The following is a 14,860-nucleotide window of genomic DNA, read 5'->3' as shown; positions in this document are numbered from 1 at the left end:
GCGCTTCACGATTACAACTCCGGCTCATCCACCCCGCTATAAATCTCGGAATCCTTGTACAGATCGTGGACATGCCGCACCAGCACCATGATCACCGCCGCCACCGGCAATGCCAGTAGCACACCGGTGAAGCCGAACAGCTCGCCACCGGCCAGAATCGCGAAGATCACCGCCACCGGATGCAGACCGATCCGGTCCCCCACCAGCAAAGGCGTCAGCACCATGCCTTCCAGCGCCTGACCGACCATGAACACCGCGACGATTCCGATCATCGGATACAGATCGCCACCGAACTGAAACAACCCGGCAATCAACGCCGCACCGATGCCGATCACGAACCCCATGTACGGCACAATCGCCGCCAGCCCCGCGATCAGACCGATCAACAGGCCCAGCTCCAGGCCGACAATCATCAGACCGGCCGCATAGATCACGCCCAGCGCCAGCATCACCAGCAATTGCCCGCGCACGAACGCGCCCAGCACTTCATGGCATTCACCCGCCAGCGCCACCACTCGCTCTTCACGATCACGGGGCAACAGGCCGCGGATCCTGGCCATCATCACGTCCCAGTCGCGCAGCAGGTAAAAGCTCACCACAGGGATCAGCACCAGATTCGCCAACCAGCCGATCAGCGCCAGGCTTGAGGCCGTCGCCTGACTCAACACCACCCCGACGATGTCAGTGGTCTGGCCCATGTGTTCGCTGATCGCGGCTTTGACCTTGTCGAACTTCCAGAAGCCGTCGGACAGCCCCAGCTTCGATTGCGCCCATGGCACGGCGGTGTGTTGCAACCAGTCGAGCATTTGCGGCGCCAGTTCATACAGCCGCAGCAATTGCTTGGCGAGCATCGGCACCAGCACCAGCAACAGCGCGGTGACGATCAGGGTGAACAAGGCGAACACCGTGATCACACCCCAGGTGCGGGACAGCCCCAGGCGCTCCAGACGATCAACGAGCGGATCGAACAGATACGCGAGCAGCAGCGCCACTAGAAACGGCGTGAGGATCGGATGCAGCAACCAGACGAACGCGCAAAGCAGGAGCACCCCACCGAGCCAGAACCAACGCCGCGTATCGGCCATGTAACACTCCATTGCTTATATATAAGAAAGAAAACCTACCAGCGAAACCGCAAGGACGGCGCCGCCGGTGTCGGTGTCGGCGCCGCCGGTGTCGGTGTCGGCGCAGCAACTGGCGGCGAACCGGCGACCGCAGGCTGAGGCGCAGCGACCGGAGCCGGCGCCTCGGCCGGCAGTTCCTGCAACTTCGCCAGCGACAATTGCGCTCGCAATTGATCGGCACTGCCGTTGACCCGATACAGAATGCGATCGGCATCGACACTCTGCAGACGCACGCCGAACGGTTCGAGTAACCGCAGCAGCGCCGCGTAGTGCTCCAGATTCATGCCCTGCACTTCCAGGGTCTGCTGGCCGGACGCGCCCGGCTTGGCAACAAAGCGAGGTGCCAGACGTTCAGCGACCGCCAGCATCACCGCATCGGTCACGGCAGCCTGATCCGCGCCCTGCACGTTGCCCGCCTCTTTTTTATCGCCCAGCCACAGTTGCCATTTAGCCTGCCATTGTCCGCCTTCTTCGCGGGCATGCACGGCGAGCAAGGCGTCAGCGCTGTAGCGCTCGGAAGCGTTGCGCAACGGCGCTGGGTCAGCACCCTCAAGCGCCGGCGCCGTGGCGACCAATTGCTCGCTCAAGTCCGCCAACGGCAGTCGCAACGGCAAGCCACGATGCTGGGCCGCACGGCGCAACGGCGCGGCACTGGCCTGACCGTCGCCCACCAGGCTCGAGCCTTCGCTCGAATCGTTCAGCCACCAGCTCAGGATCGAGGGCCGATTGGCGCCCCACAGCGCCAGCCCGGCGCGGCGCAACGCCTGTTCGGTGGTTCCCGGATCGAAATCGACTTTCAGCACTTCCGGCGGCCCGGCATCGAAACCGAACTGACTGATAATCTGCTGCGGATCCTTGCGAACCGGCGCCAGCCCCGGATTTTGCGAGGCTTTCGGGTCACCGGTCAGGCGCAACACCAGCGTATCCAGTGCGGCCTGGGTCGCGCGATCGCGCTCCTCTGGCGACTGGCCAGTGACCGGTTCGCGCACCTGATAGAGACCTTTGAGATTTTCGGCCTGACTCGCCAGGCTGATCAGAGACAAACCACCCACTAACAGCAATTTACACAAACCCATGGAGAATTCCCGTCGACAAGAGCGGCTGGAACAGGCCGCGTGTACCGTTCTGCAAGCCTGTGACCACAGGCCGTCGCAAAACATTCACACGCGGTCGGTAAGTTTTTGCACAGTCCTAACGATAGACGGTTCCTTATACAGGCACCCGTGATGTCGCCCACAGCGTCAATTGCAAAATTTTTCCACCGATATGCCCCTGCCCGTCGGCGTGAGGATGGCCGCTGCCCCTCAAGCCTGATAAAATCGCGCGCCTTCGCAGACCGGCAACAGCCGGGCACCCCGAACTCCGCGTGAGGCAATCGCCCCCTGTCGGATTCGGCGTTCCCGCTGAACTCGGTCGTTACCCCTGAATCCCCTCCCCTAAAGGCCTGGATCATGAGCAAGCAACCCTCCCTGAGCTACAAGGACGCCGGTGTAGACATCGACGCCGGTGAAGCATTGGTCGAACGCATCAAGAGCGTCGCCAAGCGCACTGCGCGCCCGGAAGTCATGGGCGGCCTGGGCGGTTTCGGCGCCCTCTGCGAGATCCCGGCCGGTTACAAGCAGCCGGTGCTGGTTTCCGGTACTGACGGCGTCGGCACCAAACTGCGCCTGGCGCTGAACCTGAACAAGCACGACAGCATCGGCCAGGACCTGGTCGCCATGTGCGTCAACGATCTGGTGGTGTGCGGCGCCGAGCCGCTGTTCTTCCTCGACTACTACGCCACCGGCAAGCTGAACGTCGACGTAGCGGCCACCGTGGTTACCGGTATCGGTGCAGGCTGCGAACTGGCTGGCTGCTCGCTGGTCGGCGGCGAAACCGCTGAAATGCCTGGCATGTACGAAGGCGAAGACTACGACCTGGCCGGCTTCTGCGTCGGCGTCGTGGAAAAAGCCGAAATCATCGACGGCTCGAAAGTCGCCACCGGTGACGCCCTGATCGCCCTGCCATCGTCCGGCCCGCACTCCAACGGTTACTCGCTGATCCGCAAGATCATCGAAGTGTCCGGTGCCGATATCGAAACCGTTCAGCTCGACGGCAAGCCGCTGACCGAACTGCTGATGGCCCCGACCCGCATCTACGTGAAGCCGCTGCTCAAGCTGATCAAGGACACCGGCGCGGTCAAGGCCATGGCCCACATCACCGGTGGCGGTTTGCTCGACAACATCCCGCGCGTTCTGCCAAAAGGCGCTCAGGCCGTGGTTGACGTGGCCAGCTGGAACCGCCCGGCCGTCTTCGACTGGCTGCAAGAGAAAGGCAACGTCGACGAAACCGAAATGCACCGCGTGCTGAACTGCGGCGTGGGCATGGTGATCTGCGTGGCTCAGGAGCACGTTGAAGTTGCGCTGAACACCCTGCGTGACGCCGGCGAGCAGCCTTGGGTCATCGGTCAGATCGCTGCCGCTGCCGAAGGCGCGGCCCAGGTCGAACTGAAGAACCTCAAGGCTCACTGATGTCCCAGACCTGTGATGTCGTGGTGCTGTTGTCCGGCACCGGCAGTAACTTGCAGGCCCTGATCGACAGCACGCGGACCGGCGACAGCCCGGTCCGCATCGCTGCGGTGATTTCCAACCGCGCCGACGCCTACGGCCTGCAACGCGCCAGTGACGCGGGTATCGCCACCCGCTCGCTGGATCACAAGGGATTCGAGGGCCGCGAGGCCTTCGATACCGCTCTGATCGAACTGATCGACGAATTCAATCCCAAACTCGTGGTACTGGCCGGCTTCATGCGCATTCTCAGCGCTGACTTCGTCCGTCACTACCAGGGTCGCCTGCTCAACATCCACCCGTCGCTACTCCCCAAATACAAAGGGTTACACACTCATCAGCGCGCGCTGGAAGCCGGCGACGCCGAACACGGCTGCTCCGTGCACTTCGTCACCGAGGAACTCGATGGCGGACCACTGGTCGTACAGGCAGTAATACCGGTAGAGTTGCACGATTCGCCGCAAAGTCTGGCGCAGCGGGTTCACGCTCAGGAACACCTGATCTACCCGATGGCCGTACGCTGGTTCGCCGAAGGACGGCTGAGCCTCGGCGAGCAAGGTGCTTTACTGGATGGCCAGTTACTCGGGGCCAGCGGTCACTTGATTCGAAACTAGGAGATTTTATGCGTCGCGCCCTGCTCTTCGCTTGCGCTCTGCTCGCCCTGCCTTTTGCCCAGGCGGCAGACCTTCAACCGTTCTCCGCCAGCTACACTGCCGACTGGAAACAGCTGCCCATGAGCGGCACCGCCGAGCGCAGCCTGACCAAACAGGCCAACGGCGTCTGGAAGCTCAGCTTCAAAGCCTCGATGATGATTGCCAGCCTGTCCGAGGAAAGCACCCTGACCCTGGACAAGGACACCCTGCTGCCACAGTCCTACCACTTTGAACGCGGTGGTCTGGGCAAGGCGAAAAAGGCTGACCTGGACTTCGACTGGGCCAACAAGCTGGTGACCGGCACCGACCGCGGCGACGCGGTGAAAATCCCGCTCAACCGCGGCATGGTCGACAAATCCACCTATCAACTGGCGCTGCAGCATGACGTGGCCGCCGGCAAAAAAAGCATGAGCTATCAGGTTGTCGATGATGGCGAAGTCGATACCTACGACTTCCGCGTGCTCGGTTCGGAAAAAGTCGAAACCAAGGCCGGCCAGATCGATGCGATCAAGGTCGAGCGCGTCCGCGATCCGACACAAAGCAAGCGCATCACCGTCCTGTGGTTCGCCAAGGACTGGGATTACCTGCTGGTTCGCCTGCAACAGGTCGAAACCGACGGCAAGGAGTACAACATCATGCTCCTCGACGGCACGGTCAACGGCAAGACGGTCAAAGGCAGCTGATCCAACGCAAATCAAAAAGCCCCGCAAACGCGGGGCTTTTTTTCGCCTGTCGAACGCTGATCAGACCGAGAACCTGGCGACCATGCTGTTCAGGCCCACCGCCAGCCGCGACAACTCCTGACTCGCGGCGCTGGTCTGATTGGCCCCTGCAGACGTCTGCATCGCCAGGTCACGGATGTTCATCAGGTTGCGATCAACTTCCCGCGCCACGGCCGCCTGCTCTTCCGACGCACTGGCAATCACCAGATTGCGCTCGTTGATCAAGGTAAACGCCGAAGCGATTTCCTCCAGCGCAACGCCGGCGGCCTTCGCCAGCTCCAGCGTCGAGCGCGCCCGAACGTTGCTCTGCTGCATCGAGCTGACCGCCGAATCGGTGCCCTGCTGGATGCCGCCGATCATCTGCTCGATTTCCTGGGTCGACTGCTGAGTGCGATGGGCCAGCGCCCGCACTTCGTCCGCCACCACCGCAAAACCCCGTCCGGCATCCCCCGCCCGCGCGGCTTCGATCGCCGCGTTCAACGCCAGCAGATTGGTCTGCTCGGCAATCGAGCGAATCACATCCAGTACTTTGCTGATGCTGTAGACCTTCTGTGCCAGATCCTCCACCTGCGCGGCATTCGCCGTGACATCGTCCGCCAGCAGCTCGATGGACGAGACGGTCTGCTGGACCTGCTCGCGGCCATGCTGGGCAATGCGATCAGACTCACGGGAAGCCTCGGAAGTCGCGACGGCATTGCTCGCCACCTCTTCCACGGCAGCGGTCATCTGATTGACCGCCGTGGCCGCCTGTTCAATTTCCAGACTCTGCTGGTGCAGCCCCCGCGTCGCGTCTTCGGTAACACAGCTCAATTCTTCCGAAGCCGAGGCCAGTTGACTGGAGGACTCCGAGATCTGGCGGATAGTGTCGCGCAGGTTGTGCTGCATGCTCTTGAGCGCATGCAGCAGCCGCGCCGGTTCGTCCTTGCCGGAAATGCTGATATCCCCGGTCAGGTCGCCACCGGCCACCACTTCCGCAACACTGAGTGATTGCGACAGCGGCAGCACGATGCTGCGGGTCAGCAACAACGCCAGGGCGACGGTAATCAGCGCGGTGATGCCGATCATCACCCCGACCCACACCCGCGAGTTAGTGAACACCAAACGTGCGGCCTCAGTGGCGAGGTTGGCGTTGTGCTTGTTCAGCTCGACCAGTTCACGCAGGGTCACCGCAATTTCATCCGCCAGCGGGCTCATCTGCCCGTTGAGAATGGCGGCCGCCTCCTCCACTCGTCCCTGAGCGGATAACGTCATCACCTGCGCCTGAAGCTCCAGGTACTTGTGTTCGGCAACCTTGAAGCGGTCGAACAGCGCGCGCTCTTCGGGTAATGCGATCAGGATGTCGTAACGTTGCTGGGCTTCACTCAGCACACCGCGCAAATCATCGAGCTTGGCCACGTTCTGATCCAGCGCCTGCGGATCGCGATTGAGCAACAGGCGCATGGTCAGCGCACGCAGGCGCAGCATGTCCTGGCTCATCTCGCCCACCGCCATCACGCTGGGCAACCAGTTGTTGTCGACCTCGTCGGACTGCGCGCGCATGTTTGACATCTGCAACAGTGCGAACGCCCCAAGGGCAAACACCATCAGCGCCAGCACCCCGAAACCCAGCCCGGCCCGGGGTGCAATATTGAGACTACGGATACTCATTGCTCTGGTTCCTTCCAAAAGCGCTGCATCAACCCTGCAGCTGGTTGCTCTAGAAGGTATCGGCCCTTGTAAAAAATGCGTAAGACCAAAACGCGATATCAAAAGGCCTTGATCCTACGAACCGTCGGCATTAACGATTCAGCGCAGGTTGACCGGACTTGAGCGCTGTTCGCGGCAAGATCGCGAGGAAGTTGTCCCGTGCGACTTTTTTCGCGACTGCCTCAGGCAAGGCGTCGAGAAACGGCTTGAAGCTATGAATTTCCTTACCGAGTTTGTTGAATCGCCCGACCACGTCCGAACCAATCATGAAGCGATCCGGATAGCGCTCCACCAGTTGCACCCACTCGGCTCGCGGCTGTTCCTTTTCATCCAGCAGATAAGGCGTCAGCAGGCTCCACGACAGATCGATGAACAGGTTCGGGTATGTCTCCAGCATTCGCGTCAGGGTCGGCAGCAGAAAATCCAGCTGGGTCTGATGACGATGGATCTCGGCACTGGTGCCGGCATGGGCCCAAATGAACCGGGTGTGCGGATGATTACGCAGCGGCTCTTCGATTTCCTTCAGGTACAGCGGATTCTTCTCACGCTTGGAGGTGATGTTGGAATGCAGCATCACCGGCAGATCGTTTTCGGCGGCCAGGTGATAGATGCGGGTCATGGCTTCATTATTGGCGCGTGGCGTGTCGCCGGAGGTGAGTGCCGTGAGATCGTCGTGACGGGTGAAGACCTCGCCGATGCCCTGCCACAAGCCGGGATACAGATCGAGCATGCGCTGGATGTGCGCGGCGGAGTTCTTGTCGTTGGGGTTGAAGCCTGAAAGAAACGGGTGAAAGGACTGGCGCTGCTCCGGCGTGAGCTTCTGCACCGCGTCGGCGACGATCACGTCCGTCGCGCTGTACCAATAGGCGTCGGCATCATCGCCAGCGTAATAACGCGGGCGCTTCGGCTCGTCTTCGTGCCATTTCTTCGCCACGGGAATGCCGGAAATCATCACATGCTCAATGGAGTTTTCCTTCATGGCCGTGAGCAATTTCGGCATGCCGGCAGTTTCCTGGAAAAAATCCACGTAATGCAGGTGCGCGTCACTGTAGGTGTATTCCCGGGCGCTGGCGGCGCCGGTGAAAACCATCAGGACGGCAAGGCTCAAACGAAACACGGACACAAGCGTTCTCCGGCAGACAGGCATAGCCTAGACCCTCGCCGGGCAACGAGGGTTCACCCGGCAAGAAAGTGGAACGCGCCTGTGTGGGAAATGCTCTATACCTGCAAGGTCTTTTTTGATCGAATCCCTTTTCCTACTGCTTGCGAGGTTCACATGACCGTTACCGTCAATACCGTGTCCGCCGAGGGTTTTCGCCACACCGTTCAGATCGATGAGCATGAGCTGTTTGCCGATGTCCCGACGACTGCCGGCGGTGAAGGCTCGGCTCCCGAGCCGCACGATTACTTCGACGCCGCCCTCGGTGCCTGCAAGGCTCTGACCCTGAAGCTGTACGCGAAGAAAAAGGACATCCCGCTGACCGGCGTCGGCGTTGAGGTCAAACGCGACAACAGCCAGGAGCAGAAAGGCAAATACGCCCTGCACGTGACCCTCACCCTCAAGGGCGTGCTCACCGATGCCCAGCGCGAAGAACTGCTGCGTGTTGCCGACCGCTGCCCGATCCACAAGCTGATGACCACCAGCGAAGTCACCATCGAAACCCACGCACCCGTCGGCTTCGACAGCCAGTAATCACCCCGACGACACCGGCGGGTTATGCTCCACGCATCACCCGCTCAGCCTGGAATGGACCATGGACACCCAACCCCTGATCATCCGCCCGCGCGCCGAAGACGTCGAAGGCCAGCCGATCTTGCGCCCGCTGCCGTCAGCCAAATGCCGCAGCGTCGGGCCTTTCGTGTTTTTCGATCACATGCTCGAAACGGTTTATCCGGCGGGCAAAGGCATGAACATCCGACAGCATCCGCACATCGGTCTGTCGACCCTTACGTATTTGTTCGACGGGCAGATCCAGCACAAGGACAGCCTGGGTTCGGATCAGGTGGTCAGCGCCGGCGATGTCAGCTGGATGACCGCCGGCACGGCGATCGCTCACGTCGAGCGCACGCCCGAACCGCTTTGGGAACAAAGCTTCAAGATGCACGGCCTGCAAATCTGGCTCGCCTCGCCCAGGGACCACGAACAAGGCCCGGGGCATTACAGCCACCACCCGGCCTCGACCTTGCCGGTCAGCGATAACCTCGGTGTACAGATCCGCATGATCGCCGGGTCAGGCTTTTGCCTGGAATCGCCGGTGCCGGTGCTTTCTCCTACGCTGTATGCCGAATTGAAGATGCAAACCGCGACCACACTGCTGATCCCGACCGAGCATGAAGAGCGGGCGCTGTACGTGTTGAGTGGTGATGTGCAGCTGAATGGCGAAGCGGTCGAACCCCATGCACTGGTGGTGTTGCCGACCGGGGAAGAGATGAGCCTGTTCGCCGAAAGCGACAGCCACGCGGTGCTGTTCGGCGGTGCGCCACTGGACGGTCCACGGCGGATCAACTGGAATTTTGTCGCGAGCGATCCGGCGGCGATCGATGAGGCGCGGCGCAAGTGGGCGGCCGGGGATTGGCCGACGGTGCCGTGGGAAGTCGAGCGGATCGAGCTGCCTAAATCGCGCAGCGAGCCGACACCGCTGTAAAGCAACACTCCCACACCAGGCGTGGGAGTGTGTTCAGCCGATTCAGCCCTTGAACACCTCTTCCAGCAAGTCATGCATCGACTTGAACGCACGCGCTGCGGTCTTCGCGTCGTACATCATCTTGCCCGGCACATTGGCGTGCGGATCGGTGAACGAGTGCACCGCGCCGCCGTAGCTCAGCAACTGCCAGTCCACACCAGCAGCGTTCATCTCGTCTTCGAATGCCGGCAACTGCTCTTTCGGCACCAGCGGATCGGAAGCGCCGTGCAGCACCAGCACCGAGCCCTTGATGTTCTTGGCGTCCGCCGGATTCGGCGAATCCAGGGTGCCGTGGAACGACACCGCCGCTTTCACCGAGGCACCGGTGCGAGCCAGATCCAGCGCACAGCAGCCGCCGAAGCAGAAACCGAACACCGCCAGTTTCGAGGTATCGACCGACGCGTCGCCCTGCTTCTGCAATTGTTCGAATGCGGCCTGCATACGCTTGCGCAGCAGCGCACGATCATTCTTCAGTGGCATCATCGCCGCACCGGCCTCATCAGCGTTCTGCGGACGCACGGCCTGGCCGTATACGTCAGCGATCAGCACCACATAACCCTTGGCCGCCACCGATTTGGCGATCTCTTCAGCGCCAGCGCTGACACCCATCCAGTTCGGCGCCATCAGCAGGCCCGGACGCGCGCCCTTGTGCTCGGCGTCAAATGCCAGGCGACCTTCATAAGGCTGGCCGTCAATCTGATAGACCACGGAACGTACAGTGACTTGGCTCATTTCTGACTCCAGATTGGTTGAATTCCAGAATGAAAAAACCCGCCGAAGCGGGTTTTTCTACAGTTTGATCAAGCCGACAGCTCGACCAGCAGCTTGTTCAGACGGCTCACATAAGCGGCCGGGTCTTTCAAGCTGTCGCCCGCCGCCAGGGCGGCCTGGTCGAAGAGGATGTGCGACAGGTCGCTGAAGCGATCTTCGCTGGCCTCGTTGTCGAGCTTCTCGATCAGCGGGTGGCTCGGGTTGAATTCGAAGATAGGCTTCGAATCCGGCACCTTCTGCCCACTGGCTTCAAGGATCTGACGCATTTGCAGACCCAGGTCCTGCTCGCCAATCGCCAGGATGGCCGGCGAATCGGTCAGGCGATGGGAAACCCGGACTTCGGCAACGGAATCGCCCAGTGCGGTTTTCAGACGCTCGACCAGTCCTTCTTTCGACTTGGCGACTTCTTCTGCGGCCTTCTTGTCCTCTTCCGAGTCCAGGTTGCCCAGGTCCAGGTCACCGCGCGCGACGTCGACAAACGTCTTGCCGTCGAATTCGCTGAGGTAGCTCATCAGCCACTCGTCGATACGGTCGGTCAGCAGCAGCACTTCGATGCCTTTCTTGCGGAAGACTTCCAGGTGCGGGCTGTTCTTGACCTGCGCGTAGGTTTCGCCGGTGAGGTAGTAGATCTTGTCCTGACCTTCCTTGGCGCGCGCCAGGTACTCGGCCAGACCGACGATCTGCTCGCCATCGGTGCCGTTGGTCGATGCGAAACGCAGCAGACCGGCAATTTTTTCCTTGTTGGCAAAATCTTCTGCCGGGCCTTCTTTCATGACCTGACCGAAGTTTTTCCAGAAGCCCTTGTATTGCTCAGGCTCGTTCTTCGCCAGTTTTTCCAGCATGTCCAGAACACGCTTGGTCAGCGCCGACTTCATCGAGTCGATGATCGGGTCTTTCTGCAGGATTTCCCGCGACACGTTCAGCGACAGGTCGTTGGAGTCGACCACGCCCTTGATGAAGCGCAGGTACAGCGGCAGGAAGGACTCGGCCTGATCCATCACGAACACGCGCTGCACGTACAGCTTCAGGCCTTTCGGCGCTTCACGCTGGTACAGATCGAACGGTGCGCGGGCCGGCACATACAGCAGCGAGCTGTACTCGAGCTTGCCTTCAACCTTGTTGTGACTCCACGACAGCGGGTTTTCGAAGTCGTGGGCGATGTGTTTGTAGAACTCCTGATATTCCTCGTCCTTGACTTCGGTGCGAGGACGGGTCCACAGGGCGCAGGCGCGGTTGACGGTTTCCCATTCAACTTCAGGCTTCTCTTCGCCTTCGGCCGCGGCCGCTTCTTTCGGCAGCTCGATCGGCAGCGCGATGTGGTCGGAGTACTTCTTGATGATGTTGCGCAGGCGCCAGCCATCGGCAAACTCGTCTTCACCGGATTTCAGGTGCAGGACGATGCGGGTGCCGCGTTCCGGTTTGTCGATGGTGGCGACTTCGAATTCGCCCTCGCCTTTCGACGACCAGTGCACGCCTTCGCTGGCAGCGGTGCCGGCGCGACGGCTGTACACGTCAACTTTGTCAGCAACGATGAAGGCCGAGTAGAAGCCCACACCGAACTGGCCGATCAGGTGCGAATCCTTCTTCTGATCGCCGGACAGGTTTTTCATGAAATCGGCGGTGCCGGATTTGGCGATGGTACCCAGGTGGGTGATCACATCGTCACGATTCATGCCGATGCCGTTGTCTTCGAGGGTGACGGTCTTGGCGTCCTTGTCGAAGCTCACACGGATTTTCAGTTCAGCGCCATCTTCGAGCAGCTCAGGCTTGGCCAGGGCTTCGAAGCGCAATTTGTCGACGGCGTCAGAGGCGTTCGAGATCAATTCGCGAAGGAAGATTTCCTTGTTGGAATACAGCGAATGGATCATGAGGTGCAGCAGTTGCTTCACCTCGGTCTGGAAGCCCAGGGTTTCCTTTTGAGTTTCCACACTCATGGTCATCAAACTCCAATCAGATGGCATTGGCCGCGACCTTGCCGGTCGGCGGCGGGTTGTTCTGTGAGTTGGGGGCGTGCTTCAGGATTTCAAGGGCTCATCGATTTTGAAATGCGCGCGGGCGGTGGCAATCGGTTCGCTTTCGGTGCTTTGCCAGGCCGTGACCGCGACGTTGGCCACCCGCCGGCCCTGACGGCAGACCTGACACCGGGCCCAGGTGTCGCGAAACTGCCCGGCCCGCAGGTAATCGAGGGAGAAATCGATAATTTTCGGTACACCGGGCGCACCGGTGAAAATCAGCAGGTGCAGGGCCGCTGACAACTCCATGAAACCGGCAATCACCCCGCCGTGGATCGCCGGCAATAAAGGGTTACCAATGTTGTCCTTGTTGGCCGGCAGCTTGAACAGCAAGTCATCACCGACCCGCGAACACTCGACACCAATCAGCCCGGCATAGGGAATCAGCTTCAGCAGCGGCGCATAGTCACCCTTCTCGTGTGCCTCTTGCAGTTGCTGCTTGAAATCGTCGCTCATGGGCTTTCTCCCTTGATCGCGCCACCAAAGCCTTTCGTGCCTTTAAGGCCTTTGCCCATGCGCATGAAGGTGCCGACGACATGGGCAATCGGCTGCTCGGGATCATCCTGATAGGCAAAGCCGCGAGCGAAGATCACATCGGTGGTGACTCGATAACATTGGGCGAAGCCAAACACGTCTTTATGTGGCTCGGCGGCGTGCATGTAGTCGATGCGCAGATCGAGGGTCGGGCAGACTTCGAATTCCGGCAGCACGCACAGGGTCGACATGCCGCATGCAGTGTCCATCAGCGAAGTGATCGCCCCGCCGTGGACCACGCCGGTCAGCGGGTTGCCGACGATCTGCGCACTGTACGGCAGCGCCACCGTCAGGCCTTCGTGGCTGGCGCTGTGCACTTTCAATCCCAGTACCTGACAGTGACGCAGGGCCGAGAGAAACCGTGTCGCACGCTCAAAAACGGGGTTTTCGGCCATTTGATAATTACTCTTGTTAGTCGCTGTTCCCGGTAGTGGAAAGAACAGCAAAAGTTCCATTGCGAAACAAACTTATATATCTGAAACAAATGAGGAACTTAACCCTTGGGCGCGAGTTCTTAAGGCCAGTAGTTATTTTCCATAAGGAGAAACACCCCATGCGTAAGACTTTAGCTATTGCCTTGATGTTGACCGCTTCCCTCGGTCTCGCTGCCTGCGATAAAAAATCCGAGGACAAAGCTCAAGATGCCAACCAACATGCTGAACAAGCTCAGCAGAAAATGAACGAAGCTCAGGATAAAGTGAACGACGCGGCGAAAGAAAATGCCGAAGCCGCCAAAGATCAGGCCGAATCGAACGCTGCAGCGCAAGAAGAAGCTGCCAAGAAGCAATAAGCCGCTTCTCGATGGCAAAAAAGAAACCCGCCAAGTGCGGGTTTTCTTTTGCCTGTCATTTTTTGCCAATGCCGCCTTAGAGCAAGACAGTTCTAAAAGTCGGACTAATCATCAGCAACAATGAACACACTAAGCCGACCAGCCAGACCAGACTGCGCAGCGTGGGAATATCCGCCAGGTAGAACCACAAATAGAAAATCCGTGAGATCACGAAGATGATCGCCAATGTATCGATCAGCCATCCCGCCGTCTGCGTGGTATGCGCCATCAGCACGCCAACGGCGAACAGGATGAACGCTTCGATGCTGTTCTGATGTGCCGCCAGCGCCCGGGCCCCGTAACCGCTGAGTTGCGCCTGCTGCTGACGCGGCAGGTGGTTGTTGTAACCGCCCTGCTCTTTCATGGCCTTGCCGACCGGCATACGCGCCACGTAGATCAACAATGCACTGATAAACACACACCAGAACGGAATACTCATCAAGCAGCCTCTTTGTTCGCTTCGGGCAATGGCGCCTCTGTAGGTGTATAGACCATTACATCGAGCACGTCGGAATGAAACTCCCGGCGATACAACACCAGCACCACGCCTGCGCTCATCAACATGAACAGCCACGGGCTGACGAACCACGCCAGCATGCTCATCCCGAAGTAGTAGGAACGCAGACCGAAGTTGAACTGGTTGGCCGCCATCGAAATCACTCGAGCCGCCCGCGAGGCGAACGCCTTGCGCTCCTGCTCCGACACTTGCCGCTCACCGATCATCGGGGCCGAGCCGACCAGAATGGCGGCGAAGTTGTACTGGCGCATACACCAGCTGAAGGTGAAGAAGGCATAAACGAACACCAGCGCCAGGCACAGCAACTTGATCTCCGACATCCCCTGCGAGGCCTGTTGCACCATCGGAATGTCCGCCAGCAGCGAAACCGCGCGCTCGGAAGCACCGAGCACGGTCAGGATGCCCGCCAGGATAATCAGTGTGCTGGAGGCGAAGAACGAGGCGTTGCGTTCAAGGTTGCCGATCACGCTGGCGTCGGCGATACGGTTGTCACGCAGCAGCATGCGGCGCATCCAGTCTTCGCGGTACAGGTGCAGCACGCTGGCCAGGCACGCGGTGTCACGGCCCTTCCAGGTGGCATAACGGGTGTAACCGCCCCAGCAGATGACAAACCAGAGCGCGGCCAGCAGGTGGATCAGGTTGGCTTGGATGAACGACATGCAATTCCCTGTGATGAAGATTTCGGCTCCCCTTCGACGTTAGTCGAGGGAAAAAGACACTTCCTGAAGCCCATAAAAAATGCCCCGTATCGATTGATACGGGGCATTTCTGTTTAAACGCTC

At 60.1% G+C, this 14,860-nt stretch carries 16 protein-coding genes and 1 pseudogene; 6 read left to right on the top strand and 11 right to left on the bottom strand.

Annotation, left to right across the window (positions count from 1 at the left end; genetic code table 11):
• Positions 1-11: 11 nt before the first annotated feature.
• Both JKA62_RS28105 and JKA62_RS28100 read right to left on the bottom strand, forming a co-directional pair.
• Positions 12-1,085, bottom strand: coding sequence for an AI-2E family transporter (locus tag JKA62_RS28105; RefSeq protein ID WP_011333134.1), 1,074 nt, complete (start codon positions 1,083-1,085; stop codon positions 12-14).
• 35 nt (positions 1,086-1,120) lie between these two features.
• Positions 1,121-2,200 (bottom strand): DUF2066 domain-containing protein, encoded by a 1,080-nt coding sequence (locus JKA62_RS28100; protein ID WP_201820469.1) that lies wholly within the window; start codon positions 2,198-2,200, stop codon positions 1,121-1,123.
• Between the two features lie 375 nt (positions 2,201-2,575).
• Here JKA62_RS28100 and purM point away from each other — a divergent pair, with 375 nt between their 5' ends.
• Genes purM through JKA62_RS28085 form a run of 3 tightly spaced genes read left to right on the top strand, consistent with a single transcriptional unit; the run spans position 2,576 to position 5,006 of the window.
• On the top strand, positions 2,576-3,634 hold the full coding sequence (gene purM / locus JKA62_RS28095) for a phosphoribosylformylglycinamidine cyclo-ligase (RefSeq protein ID WP_011333132.1): 1,059 nt from the start codon (positions 2,576-2,578) through the stop codon (positions 3,632-3,634).
• On the top strand, positions 3,634-4,284 hold the full coding sequence (gene purN, locus JKA62_RS28090; RefSeq protein WP_011333131.1) for a phosphoribosylglycinamide formyltransferase: 651 nt from the start codon (positions 3,634-3,636) through the stop codon (positions 4,282-4,284). Before purM ends, purN begins: the two co-directional genes overlap by 1 nt.
• Positions 4,285-4,292: 8 nt before the next feature.
• On the top strand, positions 4,293-5,006 hold the full coding sequence (locus tag JKA62_RS28085) for a DUF3108 domain-containing protein (protein WP_007950391.1): 714 nt from the start codon (positions 4,293-4,295) through the stop codon (positions 5,004-5,006).
• Between the two features lie 60 nt (positions 5,007-5,066).
• Here JKA62_RS28085 and JKA62_RS29290 read toward each other — a convergent pair whose 3' ends face one another.
• The 3 genes and pseudogenes from JKA62_RS29290 to JKA62_RS28075 all read right to left on the bottom strand — a co-directional run bounded on the left by JKA62_RS29290 (position 5,067) and on the right by JKA62_RS28075 (position 7,878).
• Positions 5,067-5,930: a methyl-accepting chemotaxis protein gene (locus JKA62_RS29290; RefSeq protein ID WP_442962202.1), complete on the bottom strand. Its 864-nt coding sequence runs from the start codon at positions 5,928-5,930 to the stop codon at positions 5,067-5,069.
• Positions 5,922-6,692: pseudogene (locus tag JKA62_RS29285) on the bottom strand (MCP four helix bundle domain-containing protein); the annotation flags it as partial. The gene JKA62_RS29290 and the pseudogene JKA62_RS29285, both read right to left, overlap by 9 nt.
• 130 nt (positions 6,693-6,822) lie before the next feature.
• The gene (locus JKA62_RS28075; protein WP_236676697.1) at positions 6,823-7,878 is read right to left on the bottom strand and encodes an amidohydrolase family protein; all 1,056 of its coding nucleotides are present in this window, start codon (positions 7,876-7,878) and stop codon (positions 6,823-6,825) included.
• Positions 7,879-8,007: 129 nt separating this feature from the next.
• Here JKA62_RS28075 and JKA62_RS28070 point away from each other — a divergent pair, with 129 nt between their 5' ends.
• Both JKA62_RS28070 and JKA62_RS28065 read left to right on the top strand, forming a co-directional pair.
• Positions 8,008-8,424, top strand: coding sequence for an OsmC family protein (locus JKA62_RS28070; RefSeq protein WP_007959010.1), 417 nt, complete (start codon positions 8,008-8,010; stop codon positions 8,422-8,424).
• A 61-nt stretch (positions 8,425-8,485) separates the two neighbouring features.
• On the top strand, positions 8,486-9,376 hold the full coding sequence (locus JKA62_RS28065) for a pirin family protein (RefSeq protein WP_201820466.1): 891 nt from the start codon (positions 8,486-8,488) through the stop codon (positions 9,374-9,376).
• Positions 9,377-9,418: 42 nt separating this feature from the next.
• Here JKA62_RS28065 and JKA62_RS28060 read toward each other — a convergent pair whose 3' ends face one another.
• The 4 genes from JKA62_RS28060 to JKA62_RS28045 form a co-directional block, all read right to left on the bottom strand.
• Positions 9,419-10,147 carry a dienelactone hydrolase family protein gene (locus JKA62_RS28060; RefSeq protein WP_201820464.1) on the bottom strand — a complete coding sequence of 243 codons (729 nt, stop codon included), beginning with the start codon at positions 10,145-10,147 and terminating at the stop codon, positions 9,419-9,421.
• A gap of 68 nt (positions 10,148-10,215) precedes the next feature.
• Positions 10,216-12,120: a molecular chaperone HtpG gene (htpG, locus tag JKA62_RS28055; protein ID WP_201820462.1), complete on the bottom strand. Its 1,905-nt coding sequence runs from the start codon at positions 12,118-12,120 to the stop codon at positions 10,216-10,218.
• Between the two features lie 81 nt (positions 12,121-12,201).
• Entirely contained in the window at positions 12,202-12,654 is a 453-nt protein-coding gene (locus JKA62_RS28050) for a PaaI family thioesterase (RefSeq protein ID WP_007959014.1), read from the bottom strand.
• Positions 12,651-13,127, bottom strand: a complete 477-nt coding sequence (locus JKA62_RS28045; protein WP_201820459.1) for a PaaI family thioesterase — start codon at positions 13,125-13,127, stop codon at positions 12,651-12,653. The genes JKA62_RS28050 and JKA62_RS28045 overlap by 4 nt, the downstream gene beginning before the upstream one ends.
• 158 nt (positions 13,128-13,285) lie before the next feature.
• Here JKA62_RS28045 and JKA62_RS28040 point away from each other — a divergent pair, with 158 nt between their 5' ends.
• Complete coding sequence (locus JKA62_RS28040; protein WP_011333123.1) at positions 13,286-13,522, top strand: hypothetical protein; 237 nt, start codon at positions 13,286-13,288, stop codon at positions 13,520-13,522.
• A 76-nt stretch (positions 13,523-13,598) separates the two neighbouring features.
• Here the strand turns inward: JKA62_RS28040 and JKA62_RS28035 are convergent, their stop codons facing one another.
• Together JKA62_RS28035 and JKA62_RS28030 are read right to left on the bottom strand one after the other, a co-directional pair.
• Positions 13,599-14,000 (bottom strand): MAPEG family protein, encoded by a 402-nt coding sequence (locus tag JKA62_RS28035; RefSeq protein WP_201820456.1) that lies wholly within the window; start codon positions 13,998-14,000, stop codon positions 13,599-13,601.
• Entirely contained in the window at positions 14,000-14,737 is a 738-nt protein-coding gene (locus JKA62_RS28030; RefSeq protein ID WP_011333121.1) for a DUF599 domain-containing protein, read from the bottom strand. The genes JKA62_RS28035 and JKA62_RS28030 overlap by 1 nt, the downstream gene beginning before the upstream one ends.
• Positions 14,738-14,860 lie beyond the last annotated feature (123 nt).

It is taken from the genome of Pseudomonas sp. B7 (assembly GCF_016735645.1).
Classification (GTDB): Bacteria; Pseudomonadota; Gammaproteobacteria; order Pseudomonadales; family Pseudomonadaceae; genus Aquipseudomonas; species Aquipseudomonas glycinae.
The sequence above is the reverse complement of the archived record's forward strand: the minus strand, read 5'-3'. Positions and strand labels throughout refer to the sequence as shown.

What these genes read in the sequence shown, in the direction of transcription:
- JKA62_RS28065 (WP_201820466.1), top strand. Translation starts at nt 8,486, where the DNA reads ATGGACACCCAACCCCTGATCATCCGCCCGCGCGCCGAAGACGTCGAA.
- JKA62_RS28085 (WP_007950391.1), top strand. Translation starts at nt 4,293, where the DNA reads ATGCGTCGCGCCCTGCTCTTCGCTTGCGCTCTGCTCGCCCTGCCTTTT.
- JKA62_RS29290 (WP_442962202.1), bottom strand. Translation starts at nt 5,930, where the DNA reads ATGCAGCACAACCTGCGCGACACTATCCGCCAGATCTCGGAGTCCTCC.
- JKA62_RS28040 (WP_011333123.1), top strand. Translation starts at nt 13,286, where the DNA reads ATGCGTAAGACTTTAGCTATTGCCTTGATGTTGACCGCTTCCCTCGGT.
- JKA62_RS28060 (WP_201820464.1), bottom strand. Translation starts at nt 10,147, where the DNA reads ATGAGCCAAGTCACTGTACGTTCCGTGGTCTATCAGATTGACGGCCAG.
- JKA62_RS28070 (WP_007959010.1), top strand. Translation starts at nt 8,008, where the DNA reads ATGACCGTTACCGTCAATACCGTGTCCGCCGAGGGTTTTCGCCACACC.
- JKA62_RS28075 (WP_236676697.1), bottom strand. Translation starts at nt 7,878, where the DNA reads ATGCCTGTCTGCCGGAGAACGCTTGTGTCCGTGTTTCGTTTGAGCCTT.
- JKA62_RS28100 (WP_201820469.1), bottom strand. Translation starts at nt 2,200, where the DNA reads ATGGGTTTGTGTAAATTGCTGTTAGTGGGTGGTTTGTCTCTGATCAGC.
- JKA62_RS28105 (WP_011333134.1), bottom strand. Translation starts at nt 1,085, where the DNA reads ATGGCCGATACGCGGCGTTGGTTCTGGCTCGGTGGGGTGCTCCTGCTT.
- purN (WP_011333131.1), top strand. Translation starts at nt 3,634, where the DNA reads ATGTCCCAGACCTGTGATGTCGTGGTGCTGTTGTCCGGCACCGGCAGT.
- JKA62_RS28045 (WP_201820459.1), bottom strand. Translation starts at nt 13,127, where the DNA reads ATGGCCGAAAACCCCGTTTTTGAGCGTGCGACACGGTTTCTCTCGGCC.
- JKA62_RS28035 (WP_201820456.1), bottom strand. Translation starts at nt 14,000, where the DNA reads ATGAGTATTCCGTTCTGGTGTGTGTTTATCAGTGCATTGTTGATCTAC.
- purM (WP_011333132.1), top strand. Translation starts at nt 2,576, where the DNA reads ATGAGCAAGCAACCCTCCCTGAGCTACAAGGACGCCGGTGTAGACATC.
- htpG (WP_201820462.1), bottom strand. Translation starts at nt 12,120, where the DNA reads ATGAGTGTGGAAACTCAAAAGGAAACCCTGGGCTTCCAGACCGAGGTG.
- JKA62_RS28050 (WP_007959014.1), bottom strand. Translation starts at nt 12,654, where the DNA reads ATGAGCGACGATTTCAAGCAGCAACTGCAAGAGGCACACGAGAAGGGT.
- JKA62_RS28030 (WP_011333121.1), bottom strand. Translation starts at nt 14,737, where the DNA reads ATGTCGTTCATCCAAGCCAACCTGATCCACCTGCTGGCCGCGCTCTGG.